At 71.2% G+C, this 19,666-nt stretch carries 14 protein-coding genes; 8 read left to right on the top strand and 6 right to left on the bottom strand.

Annotated elements, in window-relative coordinates; translation table 11 throughout:
- Positions 1-393: 393 nt before the first annotated feature.
- The gene (locus WME89_RS14740; protein ID WP_438011934.1) at positions 394-2,124 is read right to left on the bottom strand and encodes an OmpA family protein; all 1,731 of its coding nucleotides are present in this window, start codon (positions 2,122-2,124) and stop codon (positions 394-396) included.
- A 1,206-nt stretch (positions 2,125-3,330) separates the two neighbouring features.
- Between WME89_RS14740 and WME89_RS14735 the strand changes: the two genes are divergently transcribed.
- Positions 3,331-4,131 (top strand): formylglycine-generating enzyme family protein, encoded by an 801-nt coding sequence (locus tag WME89_RS14735; protein WP_438011933.1) that lies wholly within the window; start codon positions 3,331-3,333, stop codon positions 4,129-4,131.
- A gap of 134 nt (positions 4,132-4,265) precedes the next feature.
- Here WME89_RS14735 and WME89_RS14730 read toward each other — a convergent pair whose 3' ends face one another.
- The 3 genes from WME89_RS14730 to WME89_RS14720 form a co-directional block, all read right to left on the bottom strand.
- Complete coding sequence (locus WME89_RS14730) at positions 4,266-6,092, bottom strand: IgGFc-binding protein (RefSeq protein WP_438009799.1); 1,827 nt, start codon at positions 6,090-6,092, stop codon at positions 4,266-4,268.
- Positions 6,093-6,462: 370 nt separating this feature from the next.
- Positions 6,463-7,500, bottom strand: coding sequence for a cytochrome d ubiquinol oxidase subunit II (locus tag WME89_RS14725; protein WP_438009798.1), 1,038 nt, complete (start codon positions 7,498-7,500; stop codon positions 6,463-6,465).
- On the bottom strand, positions 7,490-8,962 hold the full coding sequence (locus WME89_RS14720) for a cytochrome ubiquinol oxidase subunit I (protein ID WP_438009797.1): 1,473 nt from the start codon (positions 8,960-8,962) through the stop codon (positions 7,490-7,492). Before WME89_RS14720 ends, WME89_RS14725 begins: the two co-directional genes overlap by 11 nt.
- A 146-nt stretch (positions 8,963-9,108) precedes the next feature.
- Between WME89_RS14720 and WME89_RS14715 the strand changes: the two genes are divergently transcribed.
- Genes WME89_RS14715 through WME89_RS14705 form a run of 3 tightly spaced genes read left to right on the top strand, consistent with a single transcriptional unit; the run spans position 9,109 to position 12,240 of the window.
- Positions 9,109-10,419 (top strand): thymidine phosphorylase, encoded by a 1,311-nt coding sequence (locus WME89_RS14715; RefSeq protein WP_438009796.1) that lies wholly within the window; start codon positions 9,109-9,111, stop codon positions 10,417-10,419.
- Positions 10,420-10,472: 53 nt separating this feature from the next.
- A complete protein-coding gene (locus WME89_RS14710) occupies positions 10,473-11,486 on the top strand; it encodes a sensor histidine kinase (protein ID WP_438009795.1) in 1,014 nt (337 codons plus the stop codon).
- Between the two features lie 22 nt (positions 11,487-11,508).
- Positions 11,509-12,240: a response regulator transcription factor gene (locus WME89_RS14705; RefSeq protein ID WP_438009794.1), complete on the top strand. Its 732-nt coding sequence runs from the start codon at positions 11,509-11,511 to the stop codon at positions 12,238-12,240.
- A gap of 105 nt (positions 12,241-12,345) precedes the next feature.
- Here the strand turns inward: WME89_RS14705 and WME89_RS14700 are convergent, their stop codons facing one another.
- Positions 12,346-12,786, bottom strand: a complete 441-nt coding sequence (locus tag WME89_RS14700; RefSeq protein WP_437625808.1) for a hypothetical protein — start codon at positions 12,784-12,786, stop codon at positions 12,346-12,348.
- Between the two features lie 129 nt (positions 12,787-12,915).
- Positions 12,916-13,383 (bottom strand): DUF3293 domain-containing protein, encoded by a 468-nt coding sequence (locus WME89_RS14695; RefSeq protein ID WP_436617061.1) that lies wholly within the window; start codon positions 13,381-13,383, stop codon positions 12,916-12,918.
- Between the two features lie 311 nt (positions 13,384-13,694).
- On the opposite strand from WME89_RS14695, the gene WME89_RS14690 reads away from it, so the two are divergent.
- From WME89_RS14690 to WME89_RS14675, 4 genes are read left to right on the top strand one after another with little or no spacing between them, the layout of a single operon-like run.
- A complete protein-coding gene (locus tag WME89_RS14690) occupies positions 13,695-14,768 on the top strand; it encodes an ABC transporter ATP-binding protein (protein WP_438009793.1) in 1,074 nt (357 codons plus the stop codon).
- Positions 14,765-15,511 (top strand): ABC transporter permease, encoded by a 747-nt coding sequence (locus WME89_RS14685; RefSeq protein ID WP_438009792.1) that lies wholly within the window; start codon positions 14,765-14,767, stop codon positions 15,509-15,511. The genes WME89_RS14690 and WME89_RS14685 overlap by 4 nt, the downstream gene beginning before the upstream one ends.
- Complete coding sequence (locus WME89_RS14680; protein WP_438009791.1) at positions 15,511-17,253, top strand: GldG family protein; 1,743 nt, start codon at positions 15,511-15,513, stop codon at positions 17,251-17,253. The genes WME89_RS14685 and WME89_RS14680 overlap by 1 nt, the downstream gene beginning before the upstream one ends.
- The gene (locus WME89_RS14675) at positions 17,253-19,607 is read left to right on the top strand and encodes a DUF4340 domain-containing protein (protein ID WP_438011932.1); all 2,355 of its coding nucleotides are present in this window, start codon (positions 17,253-17,255) and stop codon (positions 19,605-19,607) included. The genes WME89_RS14680 and WME89_RS14675 overlap by 1 nt, the downstream gene beginning before the upstream one ends.
- Positions 19,608-19,666: the final 59 nt, after the last annotated feature.

Raw genomic sequence — 19,666 nt, 5'->3', positions numbered from 1 at the left:
GCGGAGGAGCGCGAGCGCACTGGGGCGGCGCCGCGGAGGAGCGCGAGCGCACTGGGGCGGCGCCGCGGAGGAGCGCGAGCGCGCTGGGGCGGCGAGCGCCCGCGTGGAAGACGTTCCCGTGGAGAACGCTCGCGCACCACGCCGCGCAGGGCGCGCCCGCGCGGTGAGGACGAAACCTCGCCGGCTCAGGGAGACGAGGTTGCGTGCGCGTCACCGGCACGGGTACGCAAGTCTGGCCGGCTCAGGGAGACGGGGTTTGCGTGCGCGTCACCGGCACGGGTACGCAAGTCTGGCCGGCTCAGGGAGACGGGGTTTGCGTGCGCGTCACCGGCACGTGCACGCAAACCTCGCTTGATGTCGGGGGATGAGCCGGAGGGCCGCTCCGGGCGGAGCTTACCGGCCCTCGATCGCCTGCGACTTGATGTGGAACTCGACGCGCCGGTTGCGCTGCCGGCCTTCCGGCGTGTCGTTGGACACGAGCGGCCGGCGGGAGCCGTAGCCAACGGACGTGAGCCGCTCCGTCTGGACGCCCTTGTTGATGATGTAGATCCTGACCGCGGTGGCGCGGTTCTGAGCGAGCCTGTCGTTGTAGTCGACGGTGCCCTGGTTGTCGGTGTGCCCCTCGATGCTGAGCAGCTTGATCTCGGGGTTCGCCTTGAGCAGCCGCACGACCTCGTCGAGGATCGGATAGCTCTGCGGGAGGATCCTGGAGCTGTCGAACTCGAACTCGACCTGCTTCATGATCTCGATCTCGGCGGAGCCCTGGATCCTGCGGATGTAGTACGGGCAGCCGTTCTTCTCCGGGTCGTCGACGACGACCTGTCCCGGCTCCTTCGGGCACTTGTCGACGGCGTCGGGGATGCCGTCCTGGTCCGCGTCCTCCTCCGGGCAGCCGTCGCGATCGTCGATGCCGTCCTTGTCCTCGGGGTCGTCCGGGCACTTGTCGACGACGTCGGGGATGCCGTCGCCGTCGCGATCGGGCATGTCCGGGCAGCCGTCGCTCGGCTTCGGCTGCTTGCCGTCCTCGGGGTCCTCCGGACAGAGGTCGATGACGTCCGGGTAGCCGTCGCCGTCGCTGTCCTTCTCCTGCTCGATCACGAAGTTGAAGCCGGGCGAGCGGGCGTCGGACTCCTCGATGCTGAACGAGCCGCCGACGACGGCGACCCCGCGGAAATCGGGGGCGTAGCCGCCGCTCAGCCGGGTGCCGACGCCGGCGCCGGCGTAGAGCGCCCTGTCCTTGGTGAGGAACATCTTGCTGTTGAGCTGCCACTCGATCGGCGAGGCATCGAGCTCGCCGCGCGTCTCCTTGATGAGGCCGAACGAGCCGAAGACCTCGGCCCCGAGGCGGATCGTGCCGTCGCGCAGCGGGACGTAGCCGCCGACGCCGTACGTGAGCTCGCTGCCGACGTGGAGCTCGTGGAGCTGCACGTGCGGCCGGATCGCGACGCCGGTGTTGAGCGTGACGAGGAAGTCCTTGAAGTCGTACTCGGCGCCGATGCCGAACGAGCTGCTCACGGTCCTGTCGCCGGCGAACGAGTACGTGTTGCCGATGGGCACGAAGACCGCGCCGGTGAGCCCGAGCCGGAAGCGGCGCTCGTCGAGCTCCAGCGGGACGACGCGCGCGTCGATCCGGAGGTCCATGGGCGAGGCGGTCTTGAGGTCGACGCTCTGGTCGAGGCCGAGCTCGCGGTTGTACGTCTGGTTGCCGTCCTGGAAGAGGGTGATGGGGAACGAGACCTGGAGGGCGCCGCGGCCGAGGATCTCCACGCCCGCGTTCAGGTAGGTGATGAGCTGCGACGTGACGGGCCCGTCGCCCTGGAGCTGCTCCTCGATGGCGAGGTCGTCGACGTAGTTGTCGTTGCGGAGCGGGTGGACCGACACGCCGAGCCCGAGCTGCCCGAAGAGGCGCGTCCGCTCGCCCATGTGGGGGCGCCAGACGCCGATCCCGTCGTCGGGGGCGCCGGCCATCCTGAGGCGATCGAGGTAGAAGGTCCGGTCCTGCGCGCGCGCGGTGGAAGGCGCAAGCGCGGCGAGGGCCGGGGCGGCCAGGGCCGCTGCGGTCAGCGCGCAGCGCAGGCGCGACCGGTGTCGCGGCTTCCGGCCCGGCAGGTGTCGTCGATCCATCACGGTGAGCTGTCCTCCAAGCAACGCTCGAAAAACGAGGTTGACGCGAGCGTTCCGCCGCATGCGGGCCGGCGTCCGGGCGGGAGACTACTCGGGCCGGGGGAGGATGTCTCCTGGGTCGAGCCAGGAGGTGCGAGGAGCGCGCCAGGGGGGTGGGAGGAGCGGCGCGAGGCGGGGCGAAGGGGCGCCGCGAGGCGGGGCGAGCAGCGCGCGAGGCGGGCCAGAAGCGCCGCGAAGTGGGGCGAGCTGCGCCGGCGAGGCGGGGTGAGCTGCGCCGCGAGGCGGGAAGGCAGCGTCCGGGGCGTGCACGGCGGGCGGCACTTCCGGGCGAGTGGCGGCGAGCGTAGCGTGACGGTGGTGGCGAGGGAGGAAGCACGATGCGCCGTCACGCACAGCGCTGCCGGTGGCGACGCCGCGGGGGTGAGCTGCAGCTGCTGCCTGGGCTCGACGATGCTCAGCGATTCGGTCCGGGTCAGTGGACCGGCGGGGTGCGTGCTGGCCTGCAGGATCAGCGCAGGGACGTACGCCCCCGCGCCTGCCCGGCCGAAGCGTCAGCCGAGGTGGGTCGCTTGGCCGGAGCGCGGACCGAAGCACGTCCGCCGCGCGGCGCGGCAGCTCGCCGAACAGCGACCGTCCAACCACAGCAAATCACACACCGGATCAACAGCACCGAACCCGATGTTCACACGAGCACAAACAAAGACCGAGACACGTTCATTCTCCACGCGAACACCAACGACGTTACTGCTGCTGATTCCACTTGCACCTGCGCTGGTCACCGCCGGATGTGGGCTCGTTCTTGGGCTTGATGAGTTCGCCGACGCTCCCGGCACGGGGAGCGGCGGAAGCAGCTCAAGCTCCGCAACCGGCGAGGCGCCGTGCGGTGATGGTGATCGAGACTGCGTGGGCGACGTACCGCGGCAGTGCGCCTCGGGAGAGTGGGTCACCCAACGACCTTGCAGCGGAGACCAGCCTGCATGTTCACGAGGGCAGTGCGTGGAGTGCCGCGAGGGCGAGCGAGGCTGCAGCGGTCGCACGCCACGTCAGTGCGTTGATGGTGCCTGGAAAGACCAGACGCCGTGCGGAGCCCCGTTTCCTGGATGTCGGCTCGGCGCCTGCGTCGCGCCGAGCTGCCAGGGGGCGGGGCCAGGCACGAGAACGGACTGCGGACGCAGCTCGAACGCCGACTGCTGCGGCACGGCGAGCATCCCGGGAGGGACGTTCGATCGTCTAAATGCTCCCATGTACCCAGCAACCGTCAGCGGGTTCCGGCTAGACATCTACGAGATCACCATCGGACGCTTCCGCGCATTCATGGAAGAAGGGAAAGGGACTCAAGCTGATCCACCTGTTTCCGGTGCAGGCGCGCATCCGAAGATTCGTGAAAGCGGCTGGAATTCGGACTGGAACAGCGAGCTGACCGCCGACAAATCAGCCTTGAAAGTAGCGCTCAGATGCGAATATTCGCACTGGACGGATTTCCCGGAACAGAATGAGCGCCGTCCCATGACGTGCATGACATGGTTCGAAGCCTTCGCCTTCTGCATATGGGACGGCGGGCGCTTACCCACTGAAGCGGAATGGAACTATGCGGCCGCGGGAGGCGCCGAGCAGAGGTTGTATCCCTGGGGAGAGTCCATCGACGCGTCGAAAGCAGCTTACAACTGCCTCGGTGATGGGGACGATGCAGCAGAATGCAGCATGCAGGACTTCCTACCCGTGGGGTCAAAATCTCCGGATGGTGACGCCAGGTGGGGCATGGCTGACATGGCGGGCAACGCAGGAGAGCTGGTGCTGGACGTTGACCAGCTGGGACTTCCAAACCCGTGCAACAATTGTGCTCGACTTGAAGGCAACACGGATAACCGTGTAGTCCGGGGGGGCACGGCGTGGACCAGCGGGCTCTACGTTGCCACCGACGCTCAGTCAGCGGAAAATCCGCACAACAGGAACGGCTTCGTTGGAGCACGCTGCGCGAGGGATCTCCCCGCCGATGCTGCTCCATGAAACGAGCTCGTCCCGGTGTACAGGGAGGTTGCCGGCTAGCACGCCACAGAGGTGCATGAACTACCCCCGAGGCCGGTTCTCGATGGCCGTCCTCGGGGAGTATCATTCATGCTCGATCACCCGTCGAACAAATTTTAGTTGGCCGTAGGAGGTATCTCGACCTCATTGATCGGCAAGAACCCAGCACCGGCGGGGTAGGCGTAGGAGACACGATAGTTCTGCTGGATCGCGCCCCATCCCCATGCCGTGACCCCGAACGGAAGGTCGCTCCGCATCTCGTGCCGGCCATTGGCGCAGTCGCCCACCGATTCGAAATCCCCCGTCGTGAGATCGACGATGGTGTACTCGTAATCGCCAATCGGTTGCCACCCGCTGATCTTGCCGGCGCAGTCCAGCTCGACATCAGCGAACTCGCCATTCAGCTTCGACGGTTTACGAACGACAACCAGGCTCGTCTCGGGATAGGTCGGGTCAGTGAAGAACACGTAATAATCCAGAAACTGAGACGGCGGAACCACATTCACCCAATCGGGGTCTCCGATGAACATGTATGGGTCGCCGCTGGTCATGTACTGACCAACATAGAATGGATTGTTCACCCCCTGGCTCCTGACGACGAAAGGCTCACCTGCATCAAACTCATACACTTCGCCGAGGTTGATGGTATCCGGCGCGCCGTTCGGTTTAGACGGCTCCCAGACGAGCTTCGTGCTGTCAACCATCCCCACGATACGCCACGGCGGCGACTCTTCGACGTCAGCGATGCGGTTCTTGTAGCGAACCGCCACGTACTCGCTGCCAGTAGCCCTGACGGGCGCGATTTGCTGCTGCCCTGAATCACAGTCGCCACCGTCAGTCGGCACGACCATGCAAGCATGAGCTCCAAAAACCCCGATGGGCTTGGTTGATTGGATGGGGCTTCCGGTCAACTCCTCCGGCTGGGTAATCTGCAGGAACTCACCAGCGTTCAGCTTGTAAGTCTTCGCCTCGTTGCTGCTTGCTGCCTCGACGTTGGTACCTGCTTCGACGTCCACCTTCGGCAGGATGGTCACGTCGGTGTCATCCTGATGGGCGACGATGGCCAGCGAGGGATTGGCCCCAGGAAAGTCGGCGGACTCCGATGACGAGTAGCCATTGATGGCAACGTAGTTGGTATGCCAGGCGCTCGTCGGCAGGAGCAAGGTCGCGGACGTCATGGCGGCCTGGCCGCCACCGTAGGGGAGCATCTGGTAAGCTACGACCGGATAGTCCGTCGTGATATGGAATGCGGTTCCGCGGCCGGTACCCGCCACGCCCGTTTCCAGGTCGAGCGCGCCGGGTACGGGACAATCCACAACGCTCGACCCAGGAGACCGTCGCGAGAGGAAAAGGACGGCGACCTCACCGACACCAAGGCCGGTCTCTGGATTGTAGGGGTTATACTGGATATCGTCGATGGAACCCTGCCCGACCGGAATGTAGGCGAACTTCTCTACCGGAAGTGGCTGCCCGCCGCGTTCAACATTGATATGGACCGGCAGCTCCCACGTGTTCGCAACGATGGCAGCGAAACACGCGCCCTGCGTCGTCGGTCGGAGGGCCGTCTTCAGCGCCCAGTAGTCGCAGCCGTACGAGCTCTTCGACTTCTCCGCCGCCTCGCACGGGTTCGGCTCGCACTTCGCGTTGACGCACCCCTCTTCGGGCTCGCACTCCTCGACGGTCACGCCATTGCAGCTGATCACCTTCTTCAGATCATTGGAGCACGTGTACTCGCACCGCCCCCCCTCCCCGAAGGTCCCGGTGCTCTCCACGGCGCTGCCACCGTTGCCGCCGCTGCCCCCCGTGCCGCCGGGGCCCGTGCCGCTGCCGGTGAGCTCGCCACGGTACGAATCAGAGCAGGCGGCGAACGAGCCCGTCACACCGGCTGTCGCTGCAAGGAAACTCACTATCGCGTGTCGACGGTATCTAGCCATGTTCGCCATCTCTACAGGGCTCCTTCCCCCACAAGCATCCTGAAACTTCTTGACTGCGAGCCTAACACGGTTCCCGCGCCCTGGGGAGGCCCGCGAAAGCGCTCGCGTTTTTTCACCGGCCTCATGAGAGAGGGTTGCGGCTTTCAGGAATGCAATGCGCGCCCTACCTGACGCCGCCCCCTCTGGCGTCCGGACGGACAGAGGCCCTGTTGAGCGAGCCTACCTCACGCCTCTCCAGCGGGTAGGTCGAGGTGGTCCAGCGATTGCGGCCTACTGCGACGGACGGCCACGATTGCGGCGATCGCGGCCGATCGCGGTCGATTGCGACTTCCACGCACCTCGACGCTACTCCCGCTCGCGACTTCCACGCACCTCGACGCTACTCCCGCTCATGACCGTCATCACCGTCCGACGCCGCACCGGCCCGGCCGCTCCCGAAAATACGGAAAAGGACGTACAGCGAAGGGAATAGCAGCACGAATCCGACGGCGAGCACCCAGACGAGCAATCGCATCGTCTTCGGGTTCGCCGCGGCCCCCGCGAGCGTCACGTCAGGCACGACAAGGAACGGGTACTGCGAAGCCGCCCAGCCCAGCAGGATCAGCGTGACCTGCGCCGCCGCCGCGAGGCGCGCCAGACGGAAGCGGCGGGTCCACAGCGCGAAGAACGCCATCGTGGCCGCGAGGCCCGTCGTGACATGAAGCGGCCAGGTGATCGGATGATCCGTCAGACCCTCTCGGATGAGCGGGGCGCCCCGGAACGAGGCCGCGAACGACGCGAGCGCGAGCGCCGCGACAACGCAGCCCGAGACGAGCGCGCGCCGACGGAAATCGTCGACCAGCGCCGGCTCCGTCGCCTCGTTCGTCAGGTAGACCGCCGCGAGGAACGCGAACAGCGCCAGCGCGAACAGGCCGACCACGAGCGGAAAGAGCGAGAGCCACGGGGCGAAGAAGCCGGTCGTCACCACCCCCGACGCCACCCGGATCCGGCCCGACGCGATCGCGCCGACGATCATGCCGAGCAGCACCGGCGCGATCACGCTCGCCAGCGAGAAGACGAAGCCCCAGCGCTTCTGCTGCCGATCCCCCCGCGAGTCGTAGCTGCGGAAGCTGAACGCCGAGCCGCGGAACACGACGCCCACGAGGAACAGCGTGATGGGGACGTGCAGCGCGATCGAGATCGCCGCGAAAGCCGGAGGAAAGGCGCTGAAGAGCACGACCACGACCAGGATCAGCCAGACGTGGTTGGCCTCCCAGATCGGGCCGATGACCTTCTCGATGAGCGCGCGCTGCTCCCGCTTCCGCGGGCCGGACGCGAGCAGATCCCAGACGCCGCCGCCGAAGTCGGCCCCGCCAAGCAGCGCGTACAGCACGAGCGCCGCCACCATCACCCCGCCGAGGACCCACTCAACGAGCATCGGCCGCGCCTCCCCCGAGCAAGCCCGGCTCGCCGCCGCCCCCCGCGCCCTCCGCCCCCAGCGCGCGCTCGCCGCCGCCCCCCGCGCCCTCCGCCCCCAGCGCGCGCTCGCCGCCGCCCCCTGCGCCCCCCGCGCCGGGCGCGCGCGGCCCCCTGCCGCCCGTTACCCCGAGCGGCGCCGCGCGGAGCTGGCGCACGAGCAGGTAAGTCACCACGACGCCAAGGAAGACATAGAGCGCCGTGAACATCCAGAAAGGCGCCGCGAGGTGCGGGAACGGGGTCACCGCGTCGCGCGTGCGCATCGCGCCCCGCACGATCCAGGGCTGGCGACCGAACTCCGTCACCAGCCAGCCCGCCTCCATCGCCACGATGCCGAGCGGGCTCACCAGGACCGACGCCCAGAGGAACGGGCGCTGATCCGGGATCCCCCTGCGACGCCACGCCAGCACCGCCGCGACCACCGCGAGCAGCGCCATCGCGGAGCCCGCGGCCACCATCACCTGGAACGAGAGGTGCGTCGCCGCGACCGGCGGCCACTCGTCGCGCGGAACGGCATCGAGCCCCGGCACCACCGCGTCGGGATCGGCATGCAGCAGGATCGACAGCCCGCCCGGGATCTCGATCGCATGGTCGACCTCGCGGCGCTCCACGTCGGGCAGGCCTCCGATCAGGAGCGGCGCGCGGGCCGAGGTCTCGAAGTGCGCCTCCATCGCCGCGAGCTTTGCGGGCTGCCCGGCCCCGACCTCCACCGCCGCGAAGTGGCCGACGAACGGCTGTGCCAGCGCCGTCACCCCGGCGATCGCGAGCGTCACCGCGAACGCCTTCCGGAACAGCGGGCTGCCCGGGTGCCGCAGCAGCACCAGCGCGTGGATCCCCGTCATCACGAACGCGGTCGCCTGATAGCACGCAAGGATGCCGTGCAGCGTCTCGTGCTTCCACGGCGGGCTGAACATCGCCGCGATCGGGTCGATGTCCACCGGGCGCCCGGACGCCATCGTGAAGCCGGCCGGATCGTTCATGCACGCGTTCACGAGGATCACGAAGAACGCCGACAGCGCGCCGCTCAGCGCCACGAGCGCCCCGGAGAGCAGGTGCAGCTTCGGCGGGAGCTTGCCGCGGCCGTAGAGATAGATGCCGAGGAAGATCGCCTCGGTGAAGAACGCGAACCCCTCGAGCGAGAACGGCAGCCCGACCACCTCGCCGAACGTCCCCATGAAGGTCGGCCAGAGGAGCCCGAGCTCGAACGAGAGGACCGTCCCCGAGACGGCGCCGACCGCGAAAAGGATCGCCGTCCCCTTCGCCATGCGCTTCGAGAACTCGAGGTAATCGCGATCGCCCGTCCGATGCCAGAGCGCGTCCGCGATGACCATGATCAGCGGCAACGCCACCCCGGCAGCGGCGAAGATCATGTGAAATGCCAGCGACAGGCCCATCTGGGCCCTGGCGTAGAGGAGGCTGTTCATGAGGCGCCGTGCGGCTCCCTTCCACCGTGCGAACGCGACCGGCACCGGATCCGCTGTCCTGCGGGGGCGGCCCGCGCGCTCCCACGGACAATAGGGATGCCCGCGCCAGGTACAAATAGGGTCGAACCCGGGTAAGCTCGACCCCGATGCAGACCCTTGTCGAGCTCGTCGCCAGGAAGCGCGACGGCGGGCGGCTGTCCGATGACGAGATCGCGCGGCTCATCCGCGCGCACGGCGACGGCGAGCTCGCCGACTACCAGATGAGCGCGCTGCTCATGGCGGTCTTCTTCCGCGGCATGGACGACGCCGAGACCGTCGCGCTCACGCGGGCGATGCTGCACTCGGGCGACGTGCTCGACCTGTCGAGCGTGCCCGGGCGCAAGGTCGACAAGCACTCGACCGGCGGCGTCGGCGACAAGGTCTCGATCTGCCTCGCCCCCCTCGTCGCCGCCTGCGGCGTCCCGGTGCCGATGGTGTCCGGCCGCGGCCTCGGCCACACCGGCGGCACGCTCGACAAACTCGAGGCCATCCCGGGGTTCGACGTCGCGCTCGACACCGCCGCGTTCGCGCGCATCGTCCGCGAGGTGGGGACGTGCATGATCGGGCAGACCGCGCGGATCGCGCCGGCGGACAAGCGCATCTACGCGCTGCGCGACGTCACCGCCACGGTCGAGTCGATCCCGCTCATCGTCGCCAGCATCCTCTCGAAGAAGCTCGCGGAGGGCATCGACGCGCTCGTGCTCGACGTCAAGGTCGGCCGGGGCGCGTTCATGAAGACCCTGGACGACGCCCGCGCGCTCGGGACGGCGCTCGTGCGCGTCGGGACCGCGGCGGGCAAGCGCGTCTCCGCGCTGCTGACCGACATGAGCGCCCCGCTCGGGCGCACCGTCGGCAACGCGATCGAGACCCGCGAGGCGATCGAGGTGCTGCACGGCCAAGGCCCGGGCGACCTCGTCGCGTGCACGCTCGCGCTCGCCGAGGAGATGCTGATCGCGGGCGGCGCCGCGGCGAGCGCCGCCGAGGCGCGCGTGAAGCTCGAGGCCGCCATCGCGAGCGGCGCGGCGGCCGAGGTCCTCGCGCGGATGATCGCCGCGCAGAAGGGCGACCCGGCCGTGGTGCAGGACCCCGGCCGCCTCCCCAGCGCCCCCGTCGTGGTCGAGGTCGCGGCGCAGGACGAGGGGTACGTCGTCGCCGTCGACCCGCTGGAGATCGGGCTCTCCGCCGTCGCGCTCGGCGCCGGGCGGACACGCGCCGACCAGCGCGTGGACCCCGCCGTGGGGATCGAGCTCGCCGCCGTGCGCGGCGACCGCGTGGACCGCGGGGCGCCCCTCGCCCGCGTCCACGCCCGGGGCGCGGACGACGCGCGGGCCGCGGCCGCTCGCGTCCGCGCGGCCTTCCAGCTCGGCCCGGCGCCGGCCGGGGCGCCCGCGCTCGTGCTGGAGCGGATCGAGCCGTAGCGCCGCGCCCGAGGCCGCTCGCGGCCGGCGCGCCGCCCCATTAAGCTGCCGTCATGCGGACCCTGAGGCGCGACCTCACCACGCTCGGCTACCGGCGGATCATCCAGCTCCTCGTCTACCTGGTCATCGTCCCCGGCGTGCTCCTGTCGGGCGTGGGCTTCCTCCTGCTCGTGCTCGGCGAGGCCCAGTACAACCTCATCGTGGGGATCCTGGTCCTCACGTTCTGCGGGACGCTCGCGACCGGGGTCATCCTCGTGTGGGTCTTCCTCCGGCGCGAGCGCAACCTGTCCGAGCTCCAGGCCGACTTCGTGTCCAAGGTCTCGCACGAGCTGCGCACGCCGCTCACGTCGATCCGGATGTTCACCGAGACCCTGAAGCTCAGGCGCGGCGACACGAGCAGCGAGGATCGCTGCATCGACGCGCTCACCAAGGAGAGCGCGCGCCTCCAGCACCTCATCGATCGGCTGCTCGACTGGGGCCGCATGGAGAGCGGCCGGCGCGTCTACGAGCTGTCGGAGCACCACCTCGAGGACGTCGTCAACGAGGCGATCCACGCCTTCGAGCCGACCCGCGAGAAGCGCAGCGTCGAGCTCGACATCGCCGTCGACGCGAACCTCCCGCCCGTGCTCTGCGATCGCAGCGCGCTCGTCGACGCGACCGTGAACCTGCTCTCGAACGCCTACAAGTACGGCGGTCAGCCGCGGCATATCCGCGTCTCCGCCCATGTCACCAACCGGTCGGCGCGGATCACGGTCCGCGACAACGGCAAGGGCATCGCCCGCCAGGAGCACAAGCGGATCTTCGAGAAGTTCTACCGGGTCGACGACCTCCTGGCCCGGCAGCAGGAGGGCTCCGGGCTCGGGCTGTCGATCGTCAAGCACGTCATCCGCGCGCACGGCGGCAGGATCCTCGTCGACAGCGAGCCCGGGAAGGGCAGCACGTTCACGCTCGTCCTGCCGATCCGGAGCGCACCGAAGACGAGCGACGCCAGGAGGCGCGCGCCCGACGTCGATGCCGCGGGCCCCGAGCCCGCGGAACACGCCGCCGGAGCGGACGCGCCGCGGTAGGCGCGGCGCCTCCGGTCCGGACATGAACATGCTAGAGGACGTGCTCAGCATGATCCGGAACCCTCAAGCCTCAGCGCGGACCGTCCTGCTCGTGGAGGACGACCCCAGCATCGCGATGGGCCTCGAGATGAACCTGACCGCGGAGGGCTACCGCGTCCTCGTGGCCGAGGACGGCGAGCGCGGGCTCACGCTCGCCCGCGCCGGCGGGATCGACCTCATCATCATCGACGTCATGCTCCCGCGCCTGAACGGCTTCGAGCTGCTCCGCATGCTCCGGAACGAGCGGCGCACCCTGCCGGTGATCATGCTGTCCGCGCGCGGCGCCGAGATGGACAAGGTGATGGGCCTCGAGCTCGGCGCCGAGGACTACATCACGAAGCCGTTCAGCCTGGCCGAGCTGCTCGCCCGGGTGAAGGCGGTGCTCCGGCGCGACGCGATCGCGCGCGCCGACGCCGAGCAGCTGCGCGCCGGCGACATCGTGATCAACGCGGCCACGCGCGAGGTCCGCCGCGGCGACGCGCTGATCGATCTGACGGCGACCGAGTTCGACGTGCTGCTCTGCCTGGCCGAGGCGGGCGGGCGGGTCCTGTCCCGCGAGCAGATCCAGGCCAAGGTGTGGGGCCCGACGCACCACGGGACCCCGCGCACGATCGACAACTTCGTCCTCCAGCTCCGCAACAAGCTGGAGGACGACGCGACCGCCCCGCGCCACCTGGTCACGGTGCGCGGGGTCGGCTACCGCTTCGTGCCCTGATCGCCGCGCGGCGCCACGCCAGCGCCGCGCGCGCCGCCCTGCCCGGGCGGGCCTGCGATCAGCGCGGGAGCCCTGACGGGGCCAGCCCCGGCCGGGGCGGCCCGTTCAGGGCGCCTGACAGAACTTGTTGATGTTGTCGACGAGGGGATCTTCCTGCTTGATCGCCTTCTCGATCGCGGCCTGGGCGGTGTTGCTCTTCTCCGCGTCGTTCGCGTCGGCCGCGGTCGCCAGGTCGCGCGCCGCCTTGGCGACGTCCTTGGCCATCGCCTGGTACTCGCCCGAGAACTTCTGCAGCTCCGGGGTGGTCAGCTTCACCTGCGCCGCGTCGGCCGCCACTTTGTCCATCGCATCGGCCATCGCCTTCAGCTCGGTCGACCCGCCCTGGTCGGAGCCAGCCTTGGTGCCCTTCTCGATGCTCTGAACGCCCTTGTTGATGACCTCGATGAGCGCGTTGCACTCCGAGACCTTGTTCTGGCCGCAGCCGCCAGCGCCGGCGACGAGCCCGAGCGCGGCGACGAGCGCCGCGAGGGTGACCTGGGTGCGCATTCTCCTGTGTCTCCTCATGTGGTGAGCGAGGCCGGTCCGCCCATCCCTAAATGCCAAGGCATGAACCCACATTTTGCGGGTATGTTTCAACATGGAATCGGCGTTCCGCGGTCGCGGGCGCCCCCGGCGTCACGACCGAACCCGCCAGTTGCCCTGGAAAGTTCGGCCGATGTCGTCAGCTGTCGGGTCCGTGATGATGAGCTCCGGCCGGCCGCCTTGCGCGAACACGATCGTGTTCTGCCGGAAGACGCGGCCGAAGGAGATCGCCTCGTCGCGGTCCATGCCGTGGACGAGCCAGGCCGGCTCACGCCAGATGCCCTCCGGCTCTGCCTCGGATCCGACGCACGGCTCCACCCGGTAACACCCGAGGATCAAGAGATCGCGGAGGACGTGGTGGCGCTGATCGTTGACCCGGCGGGGGATGAGCATCGAGCGCGGGTTGTAGGCGGTGAGCACGGCGAACTTGCGGGTCAGGAGGTCGGGGAGCCCGGCCTGATCCTGGACGATCTCGCCGTCCAGCGAGACGCGCAGCGTGCCCGCCGCCGTGGGGAACTCGTAAATGGTCGAGAAATACGACCGGAGGAGCGTCTGATCCATCGTGAAGCGGTGGGGGTGAGGGGGCCGCGGCGCTCGGCGCACCGGGTGCGTCGCATGGCGGAGGGGCCCGTGGCCTGAGCGCCCGGGCCGCCGGGCACGACGGCGGAGGGTTACCAGAGACGCGCGGCTCTGGCTACTCGGCGGCGATCGGCGCGCCGCGCGCCGCTGCGGCGCAGGGAAGCCCGGCGCGCGCTTCCCCTGCCCCGCCCGGTGCGCTAAGCGTTCCGCGCGTTCGTCCAGCGTCGTAGCCGCGCGCCTGCCCGCGCCGCGCGCGGCGCCGACTGCCCCCGACCCCCCGCCCCGATGTCCCGATGATCGAGGTCGAGCACCTCTCCAAGTCCTACGGTCCCCACCTGGCGGTGAGCGACCTCTCCTTCCGGGTGAGCCAGGGCGAGATCGTCGGGTTCCTCGGGCCGAACGGGGCAGGCAAGAGCACGACCCTGCGCATCCTCGCGGGGTTCCTCGGCGCGACCTCCGGCCGGGTGCAGGTCGCCGGGTACGACATCGCCGAGGAGCCGATGCGCGCGCGGGCCTCGCTCGGGTACATGCCCGAGACCTCGCCGCTCTACCCGGAGATGCGCGTCTCGGAGTACCTCGCCTTCCGCGCCGAGCTGAAGCTCGTGCCCCGGCGCGCGCGCCGCGACGCGGTCGCGCGGGCCCTCCGCGACGCGCGCATCGAGGACGTGGCGAGCGTGATGATCGGCCACCTCTCGAAGGGCTACCGGCAGCGGGTCGGGCTCGCGGACGCGCTCGTCAGCGACCCGCCGCTGCTCATCCTCGACGAGCCCACGGCGGGCCTCGATCCGAACCAGATCCGCGAGGTGCGCGCGCTCGTGCGCCGGCTCGGGCGCGACCGCACCGTGCTCCTCTCGACGCACATCCTCTCGGAGGTCGAGGCGACCTGCACGCGGGCGCTCGTGATCGCCCGCGGGCGGCTCGTCGCGGAGGGGTCGATCGACGAGCTCCGCGCGATGCGCCGCGCGTCGGGCGTGCGCGTCGTCGTGCGCGGCGCGGCGGACGCGGCGCTCGCGGTGGCGCGCGGCGCGGCGGAGGTCCGGTCCGCCGAGGCGGAGCCGGCCGGCGACGCGGCGCGGCTCACGGTCGAGTTCGACGCCGGCGCCGACGCCGGCGCGGCCACCGAGCGGCTCGTGGGCGCGCTGGTCGGCGCGGGCTTCGGGGTGCGCGAGCTCGTCCCGCGCGCCCCGTCGCTGGAGCAGGTCTTCTCCGAGCTGACCGCCAGCGACGACGAGGGCGAGCAAGGCGCCGCCGACGAGCCGGCCGCGCCAGGGCCGGACGGCGAGGGCGAGGCGCCACGGCGCGCGGCCCGGAAGAAGAGCAGCGCGGGGCGCCGCGGCGCAGGCGGCGCGGTGAAGGAGCGGCGGTGAGGGGCTTCTGGCCGATCTTCAAGCGCGAGCTCTTCTCGCTGTTCGTCACGCCGCTCGCGTGGGTGCTGATCACCACGTTCCTGCTCGTGCAGGGCGTGCACTTCTTCCTGATCGCGACCCAGTTCGCGGGCGAGGTGGAGCTCTCGGCCGACACGGGCCCGGTGCAGGTCTTCTTCGGCCAGACGATCCTGATCTACCTGCCGCTGCTCTTCGTCTGCCCGCTGCTCACGATGCGGCTCTTCGCGGAGGAGCGCAGGAGCGGCACCATCGAGGCGCTCCTCACGGCGCCCGTCGGGCCCACCGGCGTCGTGCTGGCGAAGTACGCCGCGGCGCTCGTGACGTACGTCGCGATGTGGGCGCCGACGCTGCTCTACGTGGTCCTCATCGGCAAGACGGGCGAGCTAGACTGGCGGGTCGTGGGGTCGAGCTACCTCGCCGTTGTCGCGGTCGGCGCCGGCTACCTCGCGATCGGGACGATGACGAGCGCGCTGACGACGAGCCAGCTCATGGCCGCGGTGCTCAGCACGATGGCGGTGATGGGCCTGTTCATCCTCGGTATCGGGGAGTTCATCTTCACGGACGGCCCGGCGCACGACCTCTGCGCCTACGTGTCGGTGTGGACGCAGATGAACGACTTCTCCCGCGGGATCGTCGACCTGCGCCGGCTCGTCTTCGACGGCACGGTGATCGCGCTGCCGCTGTTCGTGACCGTGCGCGCGGTGGACGCGTGGAGGTGGGGCTGATGGCCGGAGAGCAGCCCGGGCCGGTTCCGCCGTCCACGCAGGTCGGGACCCCGCCTGCGCGGGTCCCTCCGTCCACGCAGGTCGGGACCCCGCCTGCGCCGGTTCCGCCGGGCACCCCGCTCGGCGAGAAGCTCTCGGCGAGCGTCGGGATCATCGCCGCGATGGTGCTCGCGGTGCTGGTCAACCTGCTCGTCGCCCGCCACTACAGGCGCTGGGACTGGACGCAGGGCGGCCTGTACACGCTGAGCGACGCGACGGTCTCGACGCTGCGCGCGCTCGAGGAGCCGATCCGCGTCTACGTCCTGCTCTCCGAGGGCGACCCCCTGACGCTCTCGGTGCGGCACCTGCTCGACGCATACCGCGCCGAGACGCCGCGGATCGCGGTCGAGGTGACCGACCCGGACCGGCGCCCCGCGGAGTTCCTGGCCGTGCAGCAGCGCTACGGCGTCGTGGCGGGCAAGACCGAGGACGGGCGGATCGTCGCGGACGCGGCGATCATCGTCGCGCGCGGGGACCGGCCCCACTTCCTCACCGCGAGCGACCTGGTCGAGGTGGAGGACGAGGACGACCTGCGGGCGCGCCCGCGCCTCGAGCAGGCGCTGACCGGCGCGATCCGGAGCGTCCTGCGCAGCGAGCGGCCGCTGGTCTGCTTCGCGAGCGGCCACGGCGAGAAGTCGGTCGACGCCGGCGGCGCCGGCGGGCTCGCGGCGCTCAAGGACCGGCTCAACAAGAACAACTATGAGGTCGTGGAGCTCGGCGGCGGCCGCGGCGGCCACGACCACGGCGACGACGACGAGGAGGCCGGCGCCGCGCCGAAGGAGCCCGCGCCGGAGGTCGATCTCGACCGCTGCCGGGTGCTCGTCGTCGCCGAGCCGAGCCAGCCGGTGCCCCCGCGCGACGTGGCCCGCTACCGCGCGTTCGTCGAGCGCGGCGGCAGCGCGCTGATCGCGGTCGGCCCGGTGCCGGACGAGAGCGACCAGCGGTACGTGGACCTCGGGCTCTCGGGCCTGCTCGCCGCGGCGGGGGTGGAGCTCCGGTCGGACTTCGTGTTCGAGCTCGACCCGAAGCTCCGCTCGACGCAGGGCTTCGGCGAGACCTTCTCGCCCCTCGTGAAGCCGCACCCGATCACCGAGGCGCTCGTCAAGGCGGCCGATCTGGGGCTCGGCCCGGTGCTCACGGTGGCGAGCTCGCTCGCGCCCACGAGGAGCGGGCCGGTGGCCCCGGCGCCGCTGCTCGTCACGAGCGACAGGGCCTTCGGCATGGTCGATTTCTTCGGCTGGGCCAGGGACCCGTCCGAGCCGAAGCCGCGCGACGGCGATCACCCGGGGCCGCTCACGGTCGCCTACGCCGCCGAGCTGCCGAAGCCCGCGGGGTCCAGCGCCGCGCACGGGCCGCGGGTCGTGGTGGTCAGCTCGCCCGGCGTGCTCTACGGCGCGAACTGGCAGAGCCCCGAGCTCCGCGGGACGGCCGTGTTCGTCGAGAGCGCGCTGTCGTGGCTCGCCGCGAGCCCGCCCATGCTCGACATCCCCGACAAGCCCGCGGTCACCGCCGGCCTCCGGCTCAGCGAGGACTCGCTCGCGGGGATCTTCCGCTACGTCATCGTGTACATGCCCCTCGCGGCGGCGTTCCTCGGCCTCGCCGTGCACCTGTCGCGGCGCGGCTCCGAGCGCCGCCGCGGCGGCCCCGGCGCGCCCGCCGGCCGCGGGTCGCAGGGTGGGTCCGAGCGCGACGGGGCGCCGTGATGCGGCCCCTCCGCCGGCACGCGACGACGCTGATCCTCGTCGTGCTCGCCGCCGCGGCCGCGGTCGTGCTGCTCGTGCTCGACCGGGGCGCGGTGTCCACGGACGAGGCCGAGCGCCGCAAGAAGCACCTCTTCGAGGCGTGGCGGCCCGACGAGATCACCGAGGTCACCGTGACGCTGGCCTCGCCCGGCGCGCCGCAGACGGCGCGGCTCACCCGCGGCGAGGTGAACGACGCGGGCCAGCGCCCCTGGAGCGTCGAGATCGACGGCCAGCGCTACCCGGCCGACGAGCCCGCGGTCGACCAGCTCCTCGGCACCCTGGAGTTCGCGACGGCGGAGCGCCGTGTGCCCGCGGAGGCGAGCGACCCGGCCGCCCTCGGCCTGGCCTCCCCCAGGCTGGCCATCGCGGTCGCGATGGGCCCGCGCCGCGAGCGGCTGCTGCTCGGCGGCAGCGCCCCGACGCCGCCCGGCGCCGTCTACGCCGAGGTCGCCGGCCGGGGCGTCTTCGTCATCACGAAGCAGCTCGCCGCGGCGCTCGACGTGGCGCCGGATCGCTTTCGCTCCCGGAGCTTCATCCCCTACCTCGCGGCGGAGCTCGCCGGGCTCACGCTCGAGGGCGAGGGCGGCGCGCGGCGGTTCTCGCGCGCCCCCTGGGGCGGCGGCCGCGGCGCCGGCTTCCGCTTCGCCGAGGGCTCGCCCGAGGGCAGCGGCGTCCGGGTCAGCGCGCCGGCGATCGACGGCGTGCTCTCGGCGCTCGGCCGCCTGCAGGCCGAGGAGTTCCTCTCCGAGGAGGAGGCGCGGCAGGCCCTGGCCTCCGACGGCCCCCGGGTCACGCTGACGCTCCTGCCGAGCGATCCCTCGGCGAAGCCCGGCGTGATCGACCTCGGCGGCCGCTGCCCGGACAGGCCCGACCATGTCGTCGCGGTGCGGCGCGAGCCCACGCGCGCCGCCGCCTGCGTGCCCGCGAGCGTCCTCGAGCCGCTCACCGAGGAAGCGTCGCGCTTCGTCGACCTGGCCCTCGTCGGCGCGCCGCTCGACGAGGTCGCCGAGGTGAAGCTCGCTGCCGGCGAGCGCTCGCTGGAGCTCGCGCGCGCCGGCAGCGAGTGGCACCTGCGCGCACCGGAGGACCGGCCTGTCCCGACGGAGACGGGCCGCGCCCTCGTGCAGGCGATCCTCGACGTCCGCGCGACGCGCCTCCTCCCCTCGGCGAGCGATCCCGGGGCGCTCGGCCTCGTCCCGCCTCGAGCCACGCTCCGCGTCCTCTCGACGCCGCCGGAGTCCCCGGGCGAGGGCGAGCCGCGCGAGCGCATCGAGACGCTCGAGATCGGCGCCGAGCAGGAAGGCGTGGTGCACGTCCGGCGGCTCGAGGACGGCGCGGTCGCCGAGGTCCCGGCGCCGGCCGCCGGAGCGCTCCTGCCCTCCGGGGTGTCGCTGCGCTCCATGCAGGTGCTCGATTTCGCGCGGGATCGGGTGAGCGCGCTGCGCATCGAGCGCCCTGGCCTGGTCCAGCGGCTCCGCCGGAAGGGCGACGGCGCCTGGGAGCTCCTCGAGCCGCGCGGCGAGGGCCTCGCGGCCGACGACGCGCTCGCGGACGAGCTCGCCGATCTGCTCGGCGGCCTCAAGGCCGAGCGCTGGGTCGCCGCGGACGCCGGCCAGGGCTACGGGCTCGGCGCGCCTCGGCTCGTGATCGAGGCCGAGCTGGCCTCCGCGCCGGAGCCCGACGGCGGCGCTGCGGGCGACGCTGCGGCGCGCTCGGCCCGGGTCGAGCTCGGCGCCCTCGCCGGCGCTGGCTCGTTCGCGCGCGCCGGCAAGGGCGGTCCGGTGTTCGTGGCGCCGCCGGCGCTCGAGGCAGCGGCCGGGCGCCTGCTCCTCCGCCGCGACGTCTTCGTTGTCGCGCCTCAGGAGATCGCGCGGGTGACGCTCGTCCCCGGGGACGGCAAGCCGGTCGTCGTCGAGGCCTCGCCGGGCGGCTTCACCGTCGCGGGGGCGGGCGATCAGGCCAGCGCCACCGCGGCCGCCGCCGGCGTGCGCGACGCCCTCGCCGACCTGCGCGCCGAGGGCGCCGTCGCCCTCGGCAAGCCGGAGAAGCACCACGGGCTGAGCCCGCCGCGGCTCCGGATCACCGTCGATCTCGCCCGGCCACAGGCGGCGCGGGCGGGCGAGGGCGGCGCGACCCCGCCGCGCGCCGCGCCGGGCTCCTTCACCATCGCGATCGGCGCGGGCGACGTCTTCCGCGGCACGAACGTCTTCTACGCCCGGCGCGACGGGGTCGACGCTGTCTACGCCATCGCGCAATCCAGGGTGCGGCCGCTCCTCGAGGCGGCGGGGGTCGCGGGCGCCGCGGGGGTGCGGTGAGCGGCCCTGCTCGAACGGACTATTTCGTTCTGGCGGCCCACCTGTGCTAGGCGACGTGC

The sequence above is a fragment of the Sorangium sp. So ce321 genome, assembly GCF_051530195.1.
In the GTDB taxonomy this organism is placed as follows: Bacteria; Myxococcota_A; Polyangia; order Polyangiales; family Polyangiaceae; genus Sorangium.
The sequence above is the reverse complement of the archived record's forward strand: the minus strand, read 5'-3'. Positions and strand labels throughout refer to the sequence as shown.

What these genes read in the sequence shown, in the direction of transcription:
- WME89_RS14740 (WP_438011934.1), bottom strand. Translation starts at nt 2,124, where the DNA reads ATGGATCGACGACACCTGCCGGGCCGGAAGCCGCGACACCGGTCGCGC.
- WME89_RS14730 (WP_438009799.1), bottom strand. Translation starts at nt 6,092, where the DNA reads ATGGCGAACATGGCTAGATACCGTCGACACGCGATAGTGAGTTTCCTT.
- WME89_RS14725 (WP_438009798.1), bottom strand. Translation starts at nt 7,500, where the DNA reads ATGCTCGTTGAGTGGGTCCTCGGCGGGGTGATGGTGGCGGCGCTCGTG.
- WME89_RS14720 (WP_438009797.1), bottom strand. Translation starts at nt 8,962, where the DNA reads ATGAACAGCCTCCTCTACGCCAGGGCCCAGATGGGCCTGTCGCTGGCA.
- WME89_RS14715 (WP_438009796.1), top strand. Translation starts at nt 9,109, where the DNA reads ATGCAGACCCTTGTCGAGCTCGTCGCCAGGAAGCGCGACGGCGGGCGG.
- WME89_RS14710 (WP_438009795.1), top strand. Translation starts at nt 10,473, where the DNA reads ATGCGGACCCTGAGGCGCGACCTCACCACGCTCGGCTACCGGCGGATC.
- WME89_RS14705 (WP_438009794.1), top strand. Translation starts at nt 11,509, where the DNA reads ATGAACATGCTAGAGGACGTGCTCAGCATGATCCGGAACCCTCAAGCC.
- WME89_RS14700 (WP_437625808.1), bottom strand. Translation starts at nt 12,786, where the DNA reads ATGCGCACCCAGGTCACCCTCGCGGCGCTCGTCGCCGCGCTCGGGCTC.
- WME89_RS14695 (WP_436617061.1), bottom strand. Translation starts at nt 13,383, where the DNA reads ATGGATCAGACGCTCCTCCGGTCGTATTTCTCGACCATTTACGAGTTC.
- WME89_RS14690 (WP_438009793.1), top strand. Translation starts at nt 13,695, where the DNA reads ATGATCGAGGTCGAGCACCTCTCCAAGTCCTACGGTCCCCACCTGGCG.
- WME89_RS14680 (WP_438009791.1), top strand. Translation starts at nt 15,511, where the DNA reads ATGGCCGGAGAGCAGCCCGGGCCGGTTCCGCCGTCCACGCAGGTCGGG.
- WME89_RS14675 (WP_438011932.1), top strand. Translation starts at nt 17,253, where the DNA reads ATGCGGCCCCTCCGCCGGCACGCGACGACGCTGATCCTCGTCGTGCTC.